Annotated in this window: 16 protein-coding genes, 1 tRNA gene and 2 pseudogenes; 12 read left to right on the top strand and 7 right to left on the bottom strand. The window is 58.9% G+C overall.

What is annotated here, in order from left to right; all coding sequences use genetic code 11:
• Positions 1–129, top strand: a pseudogene (locus tag DMX12_RS26060) (phosphonate ABC transporter, permease protein PhnE); the annotation flags it as partial.
• Positions 130–165: 36 nt separating this feature from the next.
• Here the strand turns inward: DMX12_RS26060 and DMX12_RS26055 are convergent.
• The 4 genes and pseudogenes from DMX12_RS26055 to DMX12_RS26040 all read right to left on the bottom strand — a co-directional run bounded on the left by DMX12_RS26055 (position 166) and on the right by DMX12_RS26040 (position 3483).
• Complete coding sequence (locus tag DMX12_RS26055) at positions 166–1059, bottom strand: bestrophin family protein (RefSeq protein ID WP_047150158.1); 894 nt, start codon at positions 1057–1059, stop codon at positions 166–168.
• An 82-nt stretch (positions 1060–1141) separates the two neighbouring features.
• Positions 1142–1243 (bottom strand): annotated as a pseudogene (locus DMX12_RS30080) (GNAT family N-acetyltransferase); the annotation flags it as partial.
• A 118-nt stretch (positions 1244–1361) separates the two neighbouring features.
• Positions 1362–2009: a trypsin-like peptidase domain-containing protein gene (locus tag DMX12_RS26045; RefSeq protein WP_033690164.1), complete on the bottom strand. Its 648-nt coding sequence runs from the start codon at positions 2007–2009 to the stop codon at positions 1362–1364.
• A gap of 613 nt (positions 2010–2622) precedes the next feature.
• Positions 2623–3483: an AraC family transcriptional regulator gene (locus DMX12_RS26040; RefSeq protein ID WP_110679848.1), complete on the bottom strand. Its 861-nt coding sequence runs from the start codon at positions 3481–3483 to the stop codon at positions 2623–2625.
• A gap of 83 nt (positions 3484–3566) precedes the next feature.
• Between DMX12_RS26040 and DMX12_RS26035 the strand changes: the two genes are divergently transcribed.
• The 4 genes from DMX12_RS26035 to DMX12_RS26020 all read left to right on the top strand — a co-directional run bounded on the left by DMX12_RS26035 (position 3567) and on the right by DMX12_RS26020 (position 7923).
• Positions 3567–4190 (top strand): glutathione S-transferase family protein, encoded by a 624-nt coding sequence (locus tag DMX12_RS26035; protein ID WP_110679847.1) that lies wholly within the window; start codon positions 3567–3569, stop codon positions 4188–4190.
• A gap of 118 nt (positions 4191–4308) precedes the next feature.
• Positions 4309–5640, top strand: a complete 1332-nt coding sequence (locus DMX12_RS26030; protein WP_110679846.1) for a lysine N(6)-hydroxylase/L-ornithine N(5)-oxygenase family protein — start codon at positions 4309–4311, stop codon at positions 5638–5640.
• A 65-nt stretch (positions 5641–5705) separates the two neighbouring features.
• A complete protein-coding gene (gene ectB, locus DMX12_RS26025) occupies positions 5706–7028 on the top strand; it encodes a diaminobutyrate--2-oxoglutarate transaminase (protein ID WP_110679845.1) in 1323 nt (440 codons plus the stop codon).
• Complete coding sequence (locus tag DMX12_RS26020; protein WP_110679849.1) at positions 7018–7923, top strand: DMT family transporter; 906 nt, start codon at positions 7018–7020, stop codon at positions 7921–7923. Before ectB ends, DMX12_RS26020 begins: the two co-directional genes overlap by 11 nt.
• A gap of 584 nt (positions 7924–8507) precedes the next feature.
• Here DMX12_RS26020 and DMX12_RS26015 read toward each other — a convergent pair.
• On the bottom strand, positions 8508–8741 hold the full coding sequence (locus DMX12_RS26015) for a hypothetical protein (protein WP_110679844.1): 234 nt from the start codon (positions 8739–8741) through the stop codon (positions 8508–8510).
• A gap of 499 nt (positions 8742–9240) precedes the next feature.
• On the opposite strand from DMX12_RS26015, the gene DMX12_RS26010 reads away from it, so the two are divergent.
• On the top strand, positions 9241–9897 hold the full coding sequence (locus DMX12_RS26010; RefSeq protein WP_110679843.1) for a hypothetical protein: 657 nt from the start codon (positions 9241–9243) through the stop codon (positions 9895–9897).
• Between the two features lie 157 nt (positions 9898–10054).
• Here DMX12_RS26010 and DMX12_RS26005 read toward each other — a convergent pair whose 3' ends face one another.
• Both DMX12_RS26005 and DMX12_RS26000 read right to left on the bottom strand, forming a co-directional pair.
• Complete coding sequence (locus tag DMX12_RS26005; RefSeq protein WP_110679842.1) at positions 10055–10861, bottom strand: hypothetical protein; 807 nt, start codon at positions 10859–10861, stop codon at positions 10055–10057.
• Positions 10862–10991: 130 nt separating this feature from the next.
• Positions 10992–11076, bottom strand: a tRNA-Leu gene (locus DMX12_RS26000).
• Between the two features lie 107 nt (positions 11077–11183).
• Here DMX12_RS26000 and queA point away from each other — a divergent pair.
• The 6 genes from queA (at position 11184) to DMX12_RS25970 (ending at position 17250) form a co-directional block, all read left to right on the top strand.
• Complete coding sequence (queA, locus tag DMX12_RS25995; RefSeq protein ID WP_054911410.1) at positions 11184–12233, top strand: tRNA preQ1(34) S-adenosylmethionine ribosyltransferase-isomerase QueA; 1050 nt, start codon at positions 11184–11186, stop codon at positions 12231–12233.
• 14 nt (positions 12234–12247) lie between these two features.
• On the top strand, positions 12248–13363 hold the full coding sequence (gene tgt, locus DMX12_RS25990) for a tRNA guanosine(34) transglycosylase Tgt (protein ID WP_009682049.1): 1116 nt from the start codon (positions 12248–12250) through the stop codon (positions 13361–13363).
• Positions 13364–13405: 42 nt separating this feature from the next.
• Positions 13406–13741 (top strand): preprotein translocase subunit YajC, encoded by a 336-nt coding sequence (gene yajC / locus DMX12_RS25985; protein WP_008092587.1) that lies wholly within the window; start codon positions 13406–13408, stop codon positions 13739–13741.
• 63 nt (positions 13742–13804) lie between these two features.
• On the top strand, positions 13805–15667 hold the full coding sequence (secD, locus tag DMX12_RS25980; RefSeq protein WP_054890336.1) for a protein translocase subunit SecD: 1863 nt from the start codon (positions 13805–13807) through the stop codon (positions 15665–15667).
• A gap of 10 nt (positions 15668–15677) precedes the next feature.
• Positions 15678–16586, top strand: a complete 909-nt coding sequence (gene secF, locus DMX12_RS25975; protein WP_009682047.1) for a protein translocase subunit SecF — start codon at positions 15678–15680, stop codon at positions 16584–16586.
• A gap of 121 nt (positions 16587–16707) precedes the next feature.
• On the top strand, positions 16708–17250 hold the full coding sequence (locus DMX12_RS25970; protein WP_033744396.1) for a glycine zipper 2TM domain-containing protein: 543 nt from the start codon (positions 16708–16710) through the stop codon (positions 17248–17250).
• The last annotated feature ends 36 nt before the right edge of the window (positions 17251–17286 follow it).

Genomic DNA, 17286 nt, shown 5'->3' with positions numbered 1-17286 from the left:
ATGCTGTACACCACCTTGAGCCTGTTCCAGGAAGCCCAGGCCAGCACGGTGATCCTTGGCATGCTGGTGCTGGTGTTGCTGGTGGACCTGCTCAGTGATGTGTTGCGCCAGCGTTATGTGCGGGCCTGACCGATAGCCAGGGCCGCAAGGCAGCCCCAAAATCCATCAGGCTCCCACAACCTCGCCACACTGCGCCTCGCGCTGCATCGATTCCAGGTTGCGCTCAATCGTCTCGCAGATGGTGTCCATCTGGATCTGGTGTTCACTGAACCTGAACGGGCTCTGCAAGTCGGTACCGATCCGCTCGATGGCCAGCAACATGAACCCCACCACCGTCGACGCCAGCGGTGTGAACCAGCCCAGCGACTCCACCAGCCCCACCGGCACGATCAGGCAGAACAAGGTGATGAACAGGCGCGGAAAATACACGTAAGGGTACGGCAGCGGCGTATTGGCAATCCGCTCCATGCCGCCCTGGGCATTGGACAGGTCCACCAGGGTTGCCTCCAGCCGCGCCAGGCGAATGCTGTCCAGCCGCCCGGCCTGGTATTCCCGGGCCAGCAGGGCCGCCGAGCCGCTGAGGATGTCGTTGGCGAAGTTGTTCGAGCGGTTGCGCCGTTCGAACTCCGCCGGCGGGATAAAAGCCATCAGTTCCTCCGGGCAGGGTTCACCTTTCAGGTGTGCCGCCAGGCAGTTCACATAGGCGACATGCCGGCGCAGCAGGGTGGCCTTGACCGGGTTCAGGCCGTCGTCCGTGTCATCGATCAGGGTCAGCGTCTGCCGGGCAAAACTGCGCGAGCTGTTCACCAGCGCGCCCCATAGCGTGCGTGCTTCCCACCAGCGGTTGTAGGCACTGCTGTTGCGAAAGCTCACCAGCACCACCAGCGCAGAACCCAGCAGGGTCAATGGGATCAGCGGTAAGGTGAACTTGCTGTTGAAGAACAGCATGAAGTCGATGGTGACCAGCACATCCCAGATCAGCAGCCAGAACAGCGACCAGCCGATGTAGCCGATGGTCTTCACCACCAGGCGGTACTTGCGGGCGATGACGTCTTTCACGCGGGGGTACCTCGGAACGCGGGGGATGCAGGATGGGACGTCGAGGGGCGCCGAAGGTTCGCCACCCTTGAGCGGGTGTATCCATAAGGATACGATTGGGTGGCCACTTGATGATGCCGAATGGTGTGAAGCCCAGCTGTGGATAGAGCAGCAGGCCGGCGGTGTCGTGATTGAAACATGGCACTCAGACCTCCCGAGCGCAGGCACTAATCCCGCGCAGGCCCTGTAGGAGCGGGTTTACCCGCGAAGAGGCCATCAGCCTCACATCCTAGGCCGCTTTCCATCCAGCACCGCGCCCCGATTCACGGCTTGGCGGCCACCGCCACGTAGCCTTTGACCGCGGCCGGCGCCCTCGGCTTGGCCTTGCGTGCCAGCAGGTACTGATAGCGCCGCCACTCCTTGTCGATCTCGTTGAACGACATGAACACGCTGATGCGTTCCTTGCCGATCAGGTCGGGGCGCCTGCCAGCGTCGATCTCGCTGGTCGGGATGATGGCCACGTTGATGCCTACGACCTTGCCATCGTCGGCAAACACCGGCCCACCCGACATGCCTTTGGTGATCGGGCCATCGTGTACCGAGTAGAAGACACTGCCAGGCGTACCTTCCAGCCGAACCAGCGACGGCAGGGCATGGCCCTTGCCTTGCATGGGCATCATCAAGCTGTTGTAGCCGACCGCCGTCACGGCCTCGCCCGGCACGTACTGGCGCCAGGCCGGTACCGTCGCAGCCTTGTGCTTGAAGAACACCACATCACCGAGGCCTTCGTGAACCACGTTGGGCAGGAAGGGGGTGTGTTTGGCGGTTACTGCGTAATCCTCGTTCCACTGGATGGCGCTGGCCATCAGCAGCATTGGCAGCGGAGCACCGGAGGTGACCACGAATGCCTGGCTGTAGACGGGATCGGAAACGTACGACGTTGGCACTCCATTGCACCCACCCAGCAGCATCATTGCTGCCACACAGGGCGCTATAGCTTTCATGGTTCACACAGGATTGAGGGGAAGAGTGCGCAACTATGGCTAAGTGCCATTATTTGGACAATGCTTTCGTGATATATCCGACGAATGACAGCTTAAGGGCTAATCAGAAGGGTAGCCAATAGAATCGGGGTATCGGGGCGAGGCCCGGCGCCGTGGCGGTGGCGTCAAGACGAAGGGTGGTTGTTGCGAGGCGAAAAGAAACGACCATACCGCCGGCTTTTTCCGGATTTTGATGCCCCCGAGGGTAACTTTTAACTATCTTTGTATTGTTGTTTTTTAATGAATATTTCCCCATGCGCATAAATTTTTAAACATCATCGTAATTTGGCAAGCTCTTCGGTCTTGGTTGGGCGTTGGCGAAACTTGCTGGGGTTCGATGGACAATTATCCGATAAGTGGTTCGATGATTAAGTGTGCCAATAGTTTGAAGTCATGTGTTCAGTTGCAGAGCGGCAACTACCATTCGCGCTTGTGTGCGCAGCCGCGTTAACTGGCGGTAATAAGCGGGTAGACTAGGTATTTGGCGTCTTCAATGTGGCGCATGGTTGACCAGCCCAGACGCTATTCAGCAGAGCCAGGGTCAGGTGGCCGTTCGTGGAACTCCGCTGTTGCGAAAGCTCCCGGGTGTCATTCCAACCACTTTCTTGAAGGCGCGCGCCATGTGGCTTTGATCGAAGAAGCCACCCGCACATGCCGCTTCCGTCAGACTGGCACCCGCGCGCAGCAGCTTCTGAACATGTGCGATGCGCCTTTGAATTTGATAGCTGTGGGGCGAAACACCAACGTGCTTCTTGAAGACACGAATCAGGTACAGCGGCTCGAGGTTGACTAGCCGGGCCAAGGCCTCCAGGGTAATGTCCTGGTCGAAATCGTCTTCCAGCTTGTGTTTTATCCGTTTTACCGCCTGCTGCTCTGATGGCAGGGCTGACAGGGCGGGGGCTCCGCTGCGTTCGAACACCTGGCACACCAGCTCCAGCAGGATCGATTCGCGCTGCAGGCCAGGTGGCGTTAGTTCAATCAGTTGGTGCAACTGAAGGAAGGTGTGGGCAAAGTCCGGACTCGAGCTGAGCGCCTCTTGAAAAAGATGGATGTGATCGCTGGCCACACGGCCCTGAAACACCGCACGGTTTACCCAGTCCGGATCGAGATAGAGCATCCGGTACATCCAGCCATTGTCGCGGCCGGGCAGGCCGTCATGTATCTCGCCGGGCGTGATCGTGACAACACTGCCCACCCCACCCAAGGCGTAGCCGCCGCGGTAGTAAAGCTTTTCAACCCCGCCGTTTATCACCCCTACTGCATAGCGGTCGTGTGAGTGCCGACCGAAAGACTGAGTGGTATAGCGCGCTGACAAGAGTTCGCAGTTGCCTTCGGGAATGCGCCAGAAGTGCACGAAATCCTTACTATTAGGAGGGTTTTTTAGGTCTTCTGTCTTTTCCATGACCTGTCCAGTTTTGTGCAATACGGGTGAAAAAAGCGGCCGTAAAGTTAGCACCTATTCCACAAAAAACGCTAGGAAAGGATATGACGGACAAACTGGTTATCGGGGACTTCAACAAGTCGTCCTGGTCGCTGCGTGCGTGGCTGGTGATGGTGACGGCGGACGCTGTATTCGACACGGTTCAGGTCAAGCTGGAACAGCCTGATACCCACCGGCAGATTGGCAAGTACTCGCCTTCTGGCAAAGTCCCAGCATTGTTGCTGGGCAACGTCGTGATCAACGACAGTCTGGCCATCAGCGAGTACATCGCCGAAACCCTCCCCGATGCCAACCTGTGGCCCCAGGATGCCGGGCTCAGGGCGCTGGCGCGCGCCGCAGCCGCGGAAATGCACTCAGGCTTCACCCACCTGCGCACCCAGATGTCGTTCGGCCTCGGCACTGGCGACGATGCAGGCCCGTTGACTGAGGAAACCCAGGCAGATATCGCCAGGGTCTTCTCTATCTGGGGTGGCCTGCGAGCGGCGAGCCAGTCCAGCACATTCCTCTGCGGCCAGTTCGGCATCGTGGACGCAATGTTCGCCCCTGTGGTGTTTCGCTTGCGCCGTTATGGCATCAGCGTGCCGCCGGCGCTGCAAAGTTACGTGGATCAGGTGCTGGCTTACGGCCCGGTTCAGCAGTGGCTGGAAAAAGCAGCTGCAGAAGTTTAAAGCGCAACTTTTGTAAACGCTTCAGACATAAAAAAATTAGTAATCGCCGGAACAGAAAAGCGCGTGGTGCTTTTCTGTTTGCCGAGTGTGGCTTTATCTGTCCGACAGGGAAGGGAACATGAGTATCCGTAGTGTAAGTGCTGCTGATCAGCAAGTTTATGACGTGATCGGCATCGGTTTCGGACCCGCCAACATCGCATTGGCCATTGCGCTGGAAGAATTGGGCTTTACTGGTAGCCGACTGTTCCTGGAGCGCCAGGACGGTACCCGTTGGCAGCCGGAAATGATGCTGGCGGGCAGCGATATCCAGAACCATCCGAGCCGCGACCTCGTAACCCCGCGCAACCCGAGAAGCCGATACACCTTCACCAACTTCCTGTTTGAAAACAACCGGCTGTTCGAGCACCTGAACCTGGGGCTCGAGTTCCCGCTGCGCAGTGAGTTCGCGGAATACGTGCGCTGGGTCGCCGGATTCTTTTCCCGCGAGGTGGCCTACAACCAGACAGTGGTCGCGGTCAGCTACGATCCGGCCAGCAGCCTCTATCGCATTGCAACCGAGGCCGGCAATCAGTACCTCGCACGCTCCCTGGTGGTCGCCCCGGGGCGTACGCCGGCCATCCCTGCGGTGTTCGCCGACTGTGCGCCAGAGCGGGTCTTCCACCTCACGCAATACCTCGCGCGGCTCGCACAACTGGATGCGCAGGGCGAGTTGAAGCGTGTGGCGGTAGTGGGCGGCAGCCAGAGTGCAATCGAGATCATCCTGCACCTGCGCCACCGTTACCCCGCGCTTGAAATTTTCAATATCCAGCGTGGCTACGGCTTCCGCCTCAAAGACACTAGCCAGTTCAGCGAGCATGTGTATTTCCCGGAATTCGTCGACCAGTACTACAACAGCACGCCGGCCGCCAAGAAGAACATCAACCGCCATCTGCACTACACCAACTATTCGGCCGCAGACGCGGATGTGATTTCCGAGTTGTACGTGGGCATGTATGAGGACAAGTTGCAAGGCAAGCAACGCGTCATCATCAAGAACCTCAGCGAAGTCCAAGCGTGCCTGCCCACCGCCGAGGGACATACGGTGGTTCTGCACAGCGTGCAGGACCAGGCGGTCGAATACGTTCAAGGGCTGGACGCCATTGTCCTGGCCACGGGCTTTCGCAATCTGGGAACCGGCGCGCAGGACGAGCCGTTCCCGGCGATCCTGCAGGGTGTTGCCCAACACTTGCAATGCAGCTCGGATGGCGTGATTTGCATCGGTCGCGACTACCGCCTGGAGCCCCGCAAAGGCCACGACATGCCCGCGCTTTACCTCAACGGGCTGTGCGAATCTTCCCACGGTTATGGCGATGCCGGCTCATTCAGCCTGCTGTCGCTGCGCGCTCGCGACATCTTCAATTCGCTCAGCGAGCAGTTGGGCTACACCAGCACTGCGCAAAAAATCGCCTGAGTGACGGCGACAAAGAACGGTCAACAATATTTTTGTGTGAGTAGGCTGCAATGGAAGCATCGGTAATGGATGAGTTAGGCATATTTGCAAACGTAGAGTCTCAGGCACGGAGTTACTGCCGAAGCTTTCCTGTCATCTTCGATCAAGCGAGAGGCAGTTACCTGTACGACTTCAAGGGGCGCTCGTACATCGACTTTCTCAGCTGTGCGGGTTCGGTCAACTACGGCCATAACCCCACTGCGGTAAAGGCTGCCGTGATCGACTACCTGCAACGTGACGGCATTCAGGCCGCGCTGGACATGCACAGTCGAGCCAAGCAGGAGTTCATCTTCAACTTCCGCAAGCTGATTCTTGAGCCGCGTGCCCTGCCTTACAAGATGCAATTCACCTCACCCACCGGTACCAGTGTTGTGGAGTCCGCCGTCAAGCTTGCGCGCAAGGTGACTGGGCGGCGTTTTGTTGTGGCCTTCACCAATGGCTTCCATGGTATGTCCAGCACATCCCTTGGGTTGACGGGCAATCGCGACAATCGTCAGCCGGGCATTGACCCTTATGTTTTCCGCATGCCCTACGATGGTTACCTGGAAGGGTTGGACTCGATCGCGTACTTCGAGCGTCTGCTGAACGACAACAGTTCCGGCATGGACTTGCCCGCTGCGGTGATCGTTGAAACCGTGCAGGGCGAGGGCGGTATCAACGTTGCCTCGAGCCAGTGGTTAACGCGGTTGCGCTCGCTGACCACCGACCACGGGATTTTGTTGATCATCGACGATATCCAGGCTGGCTGCGGTCGTACCGGTACGTTCTTCAGCTTCGAGCCGTCGGGCATCGTCCCGGACATGGTCTGCCTGTCCAAGTCCCTTAGCGGCTACGGCCTGCCACTCGCTCTGCTCCTGCACCGCCCGGAGCTGGACCAGTGGGCGCCGGGTGAAGACAACGGCACGTTCCGCGGCAATACCGTTGCCTTCGTTGCAGCGACCAAGACGCTGCAGGAGTACTGGAGCGATGAGGGCCTGATCGAACATATCCAGGCCACCGAGGCGATATTGAAAGGTTGGCTGGCCGAGCTGAACGTGCGTTTCGCGCAGCACATCAAGCAGGTGCGCGGACGGGGCCTGTTCTACGGGATTGAGTTCAATGAGCCAGCACTGGCTGCCGAAGTCATGCGCGCCTGCTTTGCGCGCCGGCTGATCATCGAGCGCTGCGGGCCGAAAGACCAGGTGCTCAAACTCATGCCTGCCCTGAATATTCCCCTGCAGGTGTTCCAGGCCGGGCTGGATGCCATCTTCGAGGCGATGCAGCAGGTATTGGAACACGCCACTTTCAGTACTCCGGGTAATGACGCCGACACGCTGGAATTCATCAATGGAGTTGCGCATGTCGATTAATAACAAGCGGGCCATTGCCGAGTTGACAGTCGGTGGGTTGATGCTCAGCCTCTCGGCGCTGGCAGTGGCATTCGCCAACATCGGCGCTGGCGGAGCAGGGTTCTACCGGATGCTGTTCGCTTCGGTGCTGTTTTTCCTGTTGCTCAAGGTGCGGCGGATTCCGGTTCTGCTGGAAAGTTACCGGGCGCAACTTTATACCGGGCTGGCAGGGGTGTTTCTGGCGATCGATCTGGTGCTTTGGCACCAGAGTATCTATGTTGTGGGGCCTGGCATTGGCTCCATCCTCACCAACTGCCAGGTATTCTTCATGACCGTGTTGGGTATGTACTTGCTAAAGGAGCGGCCTTCGGTTTACTTCCTGATCTCCATCACCCTCGCGTTCGTTGGGCTGTATCTGCTGCTGATACCTGAAATGACCAGCGCCGTGGGCATCAAGGGGGTCGTGTATGGCGTATTGTCGGGCCTTGCCTATGCCATTTGCGTCTATTTCCTGAAGGTCAACACGCAGTTGCCTGACGGTGGCGGTGACAAGATCGCCCAGATGCTCAACCTGAGTATCTGGGCCGCCTTGGTGCTGCTGGCCTACGCGGTGGTCAACGGCGAGAGCCTGGCGATCGTCGATAGCCAGACGTGGGTGATGCTGATCATCTACGGGGTGTTGGTGCAGTTCGTAGGGTGGATGCTGGTCAACCGTTCGATTGGCAGCATCAGTCTGGGGCTGGCCGGGTTGATCCTGTTGTTGGAACCGGTGATCACGTACTTCATCGACGTGACATTCCTGGGCAAGGCCAGTTCGGCGTTGCAGGTGTGCGGTGCGTTGTTGACGATCTTTGCTGTCTACATCGGTTCGATCAAACCGCCGGAGAAGGTTCAGGCTTTGCCGCATGCGAACTGAGCCGAGGGCGATACTGAGTGCGTTGGGGGCCCACAGGCCTCTTTTGGCTTGGCTGGCGTCCCCGACCCGCGGTCGCCGACGAGGATCAACGTCCTTTAGCGCAGACGGTGCATCCAAAGCAGGCTGCACCAGCCCGCCAGGGCGATAGCAGAAGAGTCGTTGGCCGATTCAGCCGGATGTCGAGGGGCTGCAATGGGGCCAGGCCGTGTGGACATTTCTCACTGTGCGATGTCCTCACTCACCAAGCATGAATTGCTTGTTCGTCGGTTTGGAGCCTTTGATTTGCAAGGTGGTCAGGGGCATATCTGTACACCTCCAATCCTCGAGCTGGAATCTGTACAGAAAAAGTACCAAAAGAGAATGGCTGACAAGGGAAGGGGCGGAACCCCAGATACCAAAAAGCCCGCATTTAGCGGGCTTTAAGGGTATTGCGTAGCCGTCGTTAGACAGCTGTGTACACGTATTGGTGCCCGAGGGAGACTCGAACATTGCTCTATGGGCTATGGGATTAGGAGGTGTTTAAAGGTGCGGCCTAAAGCCTACTCACAATCCTACTCACATTTGGCCGGGTGACCAGGCGGGGCTCAGATCGACTTGCCATCTACGCGTACGCTGGCTGTGCCGCTGTCCGAATTCGGAATCCATACCTCGACCTGCTTGCCGGAGTCGGTGGTCAGCTTGATCACCACGCTGTTGGGCGGTGGGCGTAGATCATCCCCGCATATCAGCGTCACAACGTCCTCACAAGATGCGTCCTGCTCCAGTGGGTCCCACAGATCACCATTCACGAGCGGTGCAGCTACGCTGATCTTCGACATTCCTTTTCTCCTGGAGTAGCCAAAGCAGCTGAATCCGCAGCCTAGCCCACTTCTGCCGGCCTGGGTGATACCAGCGAATCGCCGTTGTTGAACCCAGTGTTTAGGTTGGCTGGAAAGTGCCACTTGACGGGTGTCTTCAAATCTGAGGACACCCCCACCTCTAACACCAGAAATGGCGTTTGCTCAGCAGCCACCTGTTGCCGCGGGCATCTCTGTCCTGGGGACACCTTTGCACAAAGGGGTGTGATACAGACCGCTCCTTCAGCTCCCAATAACTCATAATCCTTTGGGCCACGGTTCGAGTCCGTGTGGGCCCACCATAAAAATCAAAGGCTTGCGAGCAAATAGCAGGCCTTTTTTTGTTTAAGGTAGGGCGCCTTCCCCGTTCGTTCCCCGTTTCATAGATTGTGCTTCACCTCAATCAAAAGGGGTGTCCTAGGATCTGGGGACACCCTAGAATCCTGGAGAATTTTACGGAAATCGTTTCAGGAGAGAATCTATGCCCGATCAGCCATCATGGCTAACCACAGCGCTCAGTGTGGGGGGCATGCTTGCGACAGTTGTGACAGCCGTCGCCACGATATTTCTCTGGCGTGTGACGAAGCTGCTTGCAAAAGAAACCACCAGGATGGTTGAAGCATCAGATCAGCCGCACGTGGTCGCGACCCTGAGCCCTAATCGCTGGTCACTTCGGCATTTCGACTTGCTTGTGGATAACACAGGAAATGCTACAGCTTACGACATTCAAGTTTGCTTCGATCCTCCGCTTGAGAACGGTGAGGCTCGCAAGGAAGATGCAAAAATTCCTTTTGAAAGCGTAAGCGTTTTGAAGCCAGGACAGGGCTTGCGAAGCTACCTTGCTGACATCAGCGTTCTGGAGGGAAAGGCTTTCGAAGTTACGATTTCGTGGCGCCGAGGCAGCAAGGAGAAACCGAGAGAGATCAACGTCTATACGCTGGATATGGCTGACTATGCGGGAGCCAGTGAGCTGGGGCGAGACCCGGTGATTGGAATAGCTCGTAGCTTGGAGGGTCTGGAAAAGAGCCTGTCCAGCCTGACAGGCACCAAGCGTCTCAAAGTTGACCTCTACACAGCTATCGATAGATCACAGGAAAAACGCCGGGTGGCCAAAAACGCTGAAGGCCTTGAGATGTAAGGGTTAGACATAGGTAAGAAGAACAATCTGACAAATCTGACAAGCTTTTTAGGGGGCAACCTAAATTTTGGTTTTCCACGTGCATAGGGACGCTACGTCGCGTGTACGCTCAAATGCCTGGTTCAGAAAATTGGGCCTATCACAGCGCCGCAGTTCACTATTCGAGACTCTCAAGATGGAGGCTCTTCGGATACTTCCGTCGAGCAGACCAAGTGGTGAACACCCACATCCCGAAGAATCCGCCCATGCCCCCCATCACACCGTTGTAGAGTTTTGGATCGCTAGGAAATGTTGGTCGAGGGCCATACACAGCAAAGAGAAAGCCTGCGCATGCTAAGACGTAGGGATGCGACAACACAGACACTGCGGCTGCTACCGGTCCGCTGCGCTTTTTCTTTTGCGGCTTCGGCCTGGCGAATTGACCCATGTTGCGAACCCCCTTCGGAAGCCCCCGCATGGTTCCTTTCACCATAGGTTTGCGACTGCTGCTGGTGTGGAGAACTTCAACGACGACACCATCATTCGCATCGAGGAAATCGAATGTGAACGCCACCTCGTTCGGTGCATTCTCGGGCTTTTTGAGGATTTCAAAGTCGTTGAACTCCCGAGTCGCTTTTAGCACTGAAGCGGACAGGATTTCTCCATCGTCGCCAACGACCAAGCGAAGAGGATCCCGGGCTACGATGTCATTACCCAAGACGGTGTTCTCGCCATTGTTCCAAAGGATGAGAACCGACTTAGTTAGGCGGGGAATGTTTATGCCGTTGTACTGCACCTGGATTGCCGAGGGCAGCTTTTCGGACGCACCTCCGAGCAGATGCTCGCCCAGGTGTACGTAGCCCAGACTGGTTCGTCTCCGGCTCCAAATGTAGGCCACGATGCCGGCGATGAGACCTATGATCCCAACGAGCGTGCCAAGCCAGGCCTTTTCCAAAAAGATGAACGCTGCATCAATCCAGGACATTTGCGGCTCCCTAGCGGTGACAAGTCGCCTGCTTAGACTGTGCCCATACACTGGTCTCAGCCCGAGTTACGCCAAATTTACGCCAGGCGAAAAAAAAGGCCTTGAAAATCAAGGCCTTTCTTCATTTTGATGGTGCCCCGAGGGAGACTCGAACTCCCACTCCTTTCGAAAACGGATTTTGAATCCGCCGCGTCTACCAATTCCGCCATCAGGGCGTGTGGCGCGCAGTATAGAGAGCTGCCGCTGGTCGGTCAATCGGCTTTCATGGTCAATTTTCACACATTGGGCTAAACTTCCCGGCCCTGCCGAACCGAACATCATCATGCGCGTCGCCGATTTTTCCTTCGAACTCCCCGATTCCCTGATCGCCCGCCACCCACTGGCCGAGCGCCATGGCAGCCGTCTGCTGGTCCTCGATGGGCCGAGCGGCGTGCTGGCACACCGGCAATTCCCCGATTTGCTCGAGTACCTGCGCCCCGGCGACCTGATGGTGTTCAACAACACCCGGGTCATTCCGGCCCGCTTGTTCGGCCAGAAAGCGTCTGGCGGCAAGCTGGAAGTGCTGGTCGAACGCGTGCTCGACAGCCACCGGGTGCTGGCTCACGTAAGGGCCAGCAAGGCGCCGAAAGAGGGCGCGGTCATCCTCATCGATGGCGGTGGCGAGGCCGAAATGGTCGCCCGCCACGACACACTGTTCGAGCTGCGCTTCACCGAAGAGGTGCTGCCACTGCTCGACCGCGTCGGGCACATGCCGTTGCCGCCCTATATCGACCGCCCCGACGAGGGCGCCGACCGTGAGCGCTACCAGACCGTCTACGCCCAGCGTGCCGGTGCAGTGGCCGCGCCCACCGCCGGCCTGCACTTCGATGAAGCGCTGCTGGAAAAAATTGCCGCCAAGGGCGTGGAGCGCGCCTTCGTCACCCTGCACGTGGGCGCCGGCACGTTCCAGCCGGTGCGTGTCGACAAGATCGAAGACCACCATATGCACAAAGAGTGGCTCGAAGTGAGCCAGGACGTGGTCGATGCCATCACGGCCTGTCGCGCTCGCGGTGGCCGGGTGATCGCCGTGGGCACCACCAGCGTGCGTTCGCTGGAAAGTGCCGCGCGCGACGGCGTGCTCAAGGCGTTCAGCGGCGACACGGATATTTTCATCTACCCGGGTCGGCCGTTCCATGTGGTCGACGCACTGGTCACCAACTTCCACCTGCCGGAGTCCACGCTGCTGATGCTGGTCTCGGCCTTCGCCGGCTACCCCGAGACCATGGCCGCCTACGCCGCGGCGGTGGAGCAGGGGTACCGCTTCTTCAGTTACGGTGATGCCATGTTCATCACCCGCAATCCGGCGCCACGCGGCCCCGAGGATCAAGCATGAGTCGCACCTGTCGAATGTCCTTCGAACTGCTGGCCACCGACGGCAAGGCCCGTCGCGGTCGCATCACTTTCCCTCGTGGCACCGTGGAAACCCCGGCGTTCATGCCGGTGGGCACCTATGGCACGGTCAAGGGCATGCTGCCACGCGATATCGAGGCCATTGGCGCCGAGATGATCCTCGGCAATACCTTCCACCTGTGGCTGCGCCCCGGCACCGAGGTGATCAAGAAGCACAACGGCCTGCACGATTTCATGCAGTGGAAGGGCCCGATCCTCACCGACTCCGGTGGTTTCCAGGTGTTCAGCCTGGGCGCCATGCGCAAGATCAAGGAAGAGGGTGTGACCTTCGCCTCGCCGGTCGATGGCTCCAAGGTGTTCATGGGCCCGGAAGAGTCGATGCAGGTCCAGCGTGACCTGGGGTCGGACGTGGTGATGATCTTCGACGAGTGCACCCCGTACCCGGCCGAGCACGATGTCGCGCGCACCTCCATGGAGCTGTCGCTGCGCTGGGCCCAGCGCTCGAAGAACGCCCACGCCGACAACACCGCCGCGCTGTTCGGCATTGTCCAGGGTGGCATGTATCAGGACCTGCGCATGCGCTCGCTCGAAGGTCTGGAAAACATCGGTTTCGATGGCCTGGCCATTGGTGGCCTATCGGTTGGCGAGCCCAAGCACGAAATGATCAAGGTGCTGGATTACCTGCCTGACCAGATGCCGGCTGACAAACCTCGTTACCTTATGGGGGTAGGCAAACCGGAAGATCTCGTTGAGGGTGTGCGCCGCGGCGTCGACATGTTCGACTGCGTGATGCCAACGCGCAATGCGCGCAACGGGCATCTGTTTGTCGATACAGGGGTGATCAAGATCCGCAATGCGTTCCATCGCCACGATGAATCGCCGCTGGATCCGACCTGTGACTGCTACACCTGCACCAACTTCTCGCGCGCCTATCTGCACCATTTGGACAAGTGCGGCGAAATGCTGAGCAGCATGCTGAATACCATCCATAACTTGCGCCATTACCAGCGCTTGATGGCCGGTTTACGCGAGGCCATTCATCAGGGTAAATTGGCCGCCTTTGTCGACGCCTTCTACGCCAAGCGCGGGCTTCCGGTTCCGCCCTTGGACTGACTGTCTGCATCCATTATTAGAAAATTACATTAGGAGTGCCCAATGAGCTTCTTGATCCCCGCCGCATACGCGGACGCTGCAGCACCTGCCGCCGGCCCAGCCGGTACCGGCTTCGAGTGGATTTTCCTGGTCGGTTTCCTGGTCATCTTCTACCTCATGATCTGGCGCCCACAGGCCAAGCGTGCCAAAGAGCAGAAGAACCTGCTGAGCAACTTGCAAAAAGGTGACGAAGTTGTCACCAACGGCGGTATCGCCGGCAAGATCGTCAAGGTTTCCGATGACTTCGTGGTTCTGGAAGTGTCCGACACTGTCGAACTGAAGTTCCAGAAGGGCGCCATTGCTGCGACCCTGCCAAAAGGTACGCTCAAGGCTATCTGAGTTACCGGTTTTATTTTCCAGTCGGGGCGCGCAACGCGCCCCGCGTCTTGAACGGGCGGCGTGATGCTGAACAAATACCCTCTGTGGAAATATGCACTGATCGTGCTGGTACTGGTGGTCGGTTTCATTTATTCCGCACCCAACCTTTACCCGGACGACCCGGCGGTGCAGATCAGTGGTGCCAGCTCGGCGCTGCAGGTGAACCAGGCCGACCTCGACCGCGTCAGCAAGGCGTTGGTCGATGCCAAGATCGCAGTCAAGGGCACCAGCCTGGGCGAGAAGGGCAGCGGGCTGATCCGCCTGACCAACCAGGAAGACCAGCTGCCGGCCAAGGATGTGGTGCGCAAGGCGCTGGGCGATGATTACGTCGTGGCCCTGAACCTGGCCCAGACGACTCCGCAATGGCTGCGCAACCTGGGTGCAAGCCCGATGAAGCTGGGCCTGGACCTGTCCGGTGGTGTGCACTTCCTGCTGGAAGTGGACATGGACAAGGCCATGAGCGCCCGCATGAAAGTCTACGAAGGCGAGGTCAAGACCTTGCTGCGTAAAGAGCGTGTGCGCTACCGCAGCCTGCCTCAGCAGGATGGTGGCATCATGCTGGGCTTTGCTGACGATGCAACCCGCGAACAGGCGCGTGCCCTGATCCGCAAGAATTTCAATGATTTCGACCTGACCACCACCGAGCGCAACGACCTTGCGGTGCTGCGCCTGGCGCTGACCCAGGCGAAGGTCGCCGAAATCCGCGAATACTCGATCAAGCAGAACCTCACCACCGTGCGCAACCGCGTCAACGAGCTGGGCGTGGCCGAGCCGCTGGTACAGCGTCAGGGCGCCAACCGCATCGTGGTCGAGTTGCCAGGTGTGCAGGACACTGCCGAAGCCAAACGTATCCTGGGTAAAACCGCCAACCTCGAGTTCCGTTTCGGTGCCGAACCGGGTGCGTCCAAGGCCACTACCGAGGTGTTCGAGTTCCGCGAGGGCGGCCGGTCCGCTGCGGTCGAGCGCGGGCTGATCATTACCGGTGACCAGGTTACCGACGCCCAGGCAAGTTTCGATGAACACGGCCGCCCACAGGTGAACATTCGCCTGGATGGCCACGGTGGCGAGCTGATGAGCCGCGCTACCCGCAGCAACGTTGGCCGCAGCATGGCGGTGATCTTCATCGAGCAGAAGCCGGTTACCCGCTACGTCAAGCAAACCGTCGACGGCGTCGAGAAAGACGTGGCCGTGCAAAGCTTCGTCGAAGAGAAGAAAATCATCAGCCTGGCCACCATCCAGTCGCCGCTGGGTAGCCAGTTCCGCATCACCGGCCTGAACGGCCAGGGTGAATCGTCCGAGCTGGCGCTGTTGCTGCGTGCCGGTGGTCTGGCTGCACCGATGTACTTCGCAGAAGAACGTACCATCGGCCCAAGCCTGGGTGCCGACAACATCACCAAAGGTATCGATGCATCGCTGTGGGGCATGCTGTTCGTCTCGCTGTTCATCATCGCCATCTACCGTGGTTTTGGCGTGATCGCCACCATCGCCCTGGCGGGCAACATGGTGCTGCTGCTGGCACTGATGTCGCTGCTGGGGGCCACCCTGACCCTGCCGGGCATTGCCGGTATCGTGTTGACCATGGGTATGGCGGTAGACGCCAACGTGCTGATCTTCTCGCGCATACGCGAAGAGCTGAAGGCCGGCATGTCGGTGCAGCGCGCCATCCACGAAGGTTTCAACCGCGCCTATACCGCGATCATTGACGCCAACCTGACCAGCCTGCTGGTCGGCGGCATCCTGTTCGCCATGGGTACCGGCCCGGTCAAGGGCTTTGCGGTCACCATGTCCCTCGGGATTTTCACCTCGATGTTCACCGCCGTCATGGTGACCCGCGCAATGGTCAACCTGACCTGTGGCGGGCGTGACATCAAGAAGCTGTGGGTTTGAGGGAGCTGCGATGAAAACCATCAACTTCATGGGCGTGCGCAATGTCGCGTTCGCCATTACCGTGCTCCTCACCGTGCTGGCGCTGTTCAGCTGGTGGCAGAAAGGCCTGAACTTCGGCCTGGACTTCACCGGTGGTACGCTGATCGAGCTGACCTACGAGCGCCCGGCAGACCTCAAGGCGGTACGCGCCGAGCTGGTCGACTCCGGTTTCCACGAGGCCGTGGTGCAAAGCTTTGGTGCTACCACCGACCTGTTGGTGCGTATGCCGGGTGATGACCCGCAACTGGGCAACAAGGTAGCTGCCGCACTGCAGAAGGCGGGCGGCGACAACCCGGCCACGCTCAAGCGCGTCGAGTTCGTTGGCCCGCAGGTGGGTGAAGAGCTGCGCGACCAGGGTGGCATGGGCATGCTGCTGGCGTTGGGCGGCATCCTCATCTACCTGGCCTTCCGCTTCCAGTGGAAGTTCGCGGTGGGGGCGATCATCTCGCTGATTCACGACGTGGTGGTCACGCTGGGTATCCTGTCGTTCTTCCAGATCACCTTCGACCTGACGGTATTGGCGGCAGTGCTGGCGATCATCGGCTACTCGCTGAACGACACCATCGTCGTGTTCGACCGGGTGCGGGAAAACTTCCGCGTCATGCGCAAGGCTTCGTTGATCGAGAACATCAACGTGTCCACCACCCAGACCTTGCTGCGTACCATCGCCACCTCGGTTTCGACCTTGCTGGCCATCGCGGCGCTGTTGTTCTTCGGCGGTGACAACCTGTTCGGCTTCTCGCTGGCCTTGTTCATCGGGGTGATGGCAGGTACCTACTCGTCGATCTACATCGCCAACGTGGTATTGATCTGGCTGAACCTGAACAGTGAAGACCTGATCCCGCCGACCAAGGCAGAAGGCGTGGACGATCGTCCGTAGCGGCTAGCCCAACACCGCCTGGCGGTGCAAAAGGCGCGAGTATTGAACTCGCGCCTTTTTTTTTGCTCCAAGGCTGGGAGAAGCGCGGGTTGCGACCCGCTGTTACGATCAGGAGGTTGACGTGAATAAATCAATGCTGGTGGGTGCGGTACTGGGTGCTGTCGGTGTGACTGCCGGAGGTGCTGTCGCGACCTACAGCTTGGTCAACAAGGGGCCTGAATATGCCCAGGTCACCGACGTGCAGCCGATCAAGCAACAGGTGAAAACCCCGCGTGAAGTGTGCAAGGACGTTGCCGTAACGCGCCAGGCGCCGGTCAAGGACCAGCACCAGATCGCCGGTACCGTGGTAGGCGCCCTGGCGGGCGGCTTGCTCGGCAACCAGATCGGTGGCGGCACCGGCAAGAAGATCGCCACCGTTGCCGGTGCGGTCGGTGGTGGTTATGCCGGTAACAAGGTGCAGGAAGGCATGCAGCAGCGTGACACCTACACCACCACGCAAACCCGCTGCAATACGGTCAATGACATCAGTGAGAAGGTGGTGGGGTACAACGTGAAGTACACCCTGGGTGATCAGGTAGGGCAGGTGAAGATGGACCGCGAGCCTGGGTCGACCATTCCGGTGGACAAGAATGGCAAGCTGATCCTGAGCGAGGCCGGGCAGTAAGTCTGAATGCGGTCCGCTCTTTTTTGTGGGGGCGGC

Origin of the sequence: Pseudomonas sp. MB-090624 (assembly GCF_003205245.1) — a bacterium.
GTDB classification, from domain to species: Bacteria; Pseudomonadota; Gammaproteobacteria; order Pseudomonadales; family Pseudomonadaceae; genus Aquipseudomonas; species Aquipseudomonas juntendi.
This window is presented reverse-complemented; position numbering and strand designations above follow the sequence as displayed.

Excerpts from the sequence above, each read along its gene's own strand:
- DMX12_RS26020 (WP_110679849.1), top strand. The coding sequence starts at position 7,018 with ATGTCGATTAATAACAAGCGGGCCATTGCCGAGTTGACAGTCGGTGGG.
- DMX12_RS26045 (WP_033690164.1), bottom strand. The coding sequence starts at position 2,009 with ATGCTGCTGGGTGGGTGCAATGGAGTGCCAACGTCGTACGTTTCCGAT.
- tgt (WP_009682049.1), top strand. The coding sequence starts at position 12,248 with ATGTCCTTCGAACTGCTGGCCACCGACGGCAAGGCCCGTCGCGGTCGC.
- ectB (WP_110679845.1), top strand. The coding sequence starts at position 5,706 with ATGGATGAGTTAGGCATATTTGCAAACGTAGAGTCTCAGGCACGGAGT.
- DMX12_RS26040 (WP_110679848.1), bottom strand. The coding sequence starts at position 3,483 with ATGGAAAAGACAGAAGACCTAAAAAACCCTCCTAATAGTAAGGATTTC.
- DMX12_RS26030 (WP_110679846.1), top strand. The coding sequence starts at position 4,309 with ATGAGTATCCGTAGTGTAAGTGCTGCTGATCAGCAAGTTTATGACGTG.
- DMX12_RS26005 (WP_110679842.1), bottom strand. The coding sequence starts at position 10,861 with ATGTCCTGGATTGATGCAGCGTTCATCTTTTTGGAAAAGGCCTGGCTT.
- queA (WP_054911410.1), top strand. The coding sequence starts at position 11,184 with ATGCGCGTCGCCGATTTTTCCTTCGAACTCCCCGATTCCCTGATCGCC.
- DMX12_RS26010 (WP_110679843.1), top strand. The coding sequence starts at position 9,241 with ATGCCCGATCAGCCATCATGGCTAACCACAGCGCTCAGTGTGGGGGGC.
- DMX12_RS26015 (WP_110679844.1), bottom strand. The coding sequence starts at position 8,741 with ATGTCGAAGATCAGCGTAGCTGCACCGCTCGTGAATGGTGATCTGTGG.
- secD (WP_054890336.1), top strand. The coding sequence starts at position 13,805 with ATGCTGAACAAATACCCTCTGTGGAAATATGCACTGATCGTGCTGGTA.
- yajC (WP_008092587.1), top strand. The coding sequence starts at position 13,406 with ATGAGCTTCTTGATCCCCGCCGCATACGCGGACGCTGCAGCACCTGCC.
- DMX12_RS26035 (WP_110679847.1), top strand. The coding sequence starts at position 3,567 with ATGACGGACAAACTGGTTATCGGGGACTTCAACAAGTCGTCCTGGTCG.
- secF (WP_009682047.1), top strand. The coding sequence starts at position 15,678 with ATGAAAACCATCAACTTCATGGGCGTGCGCAATGTCGCGTTCGCCATT.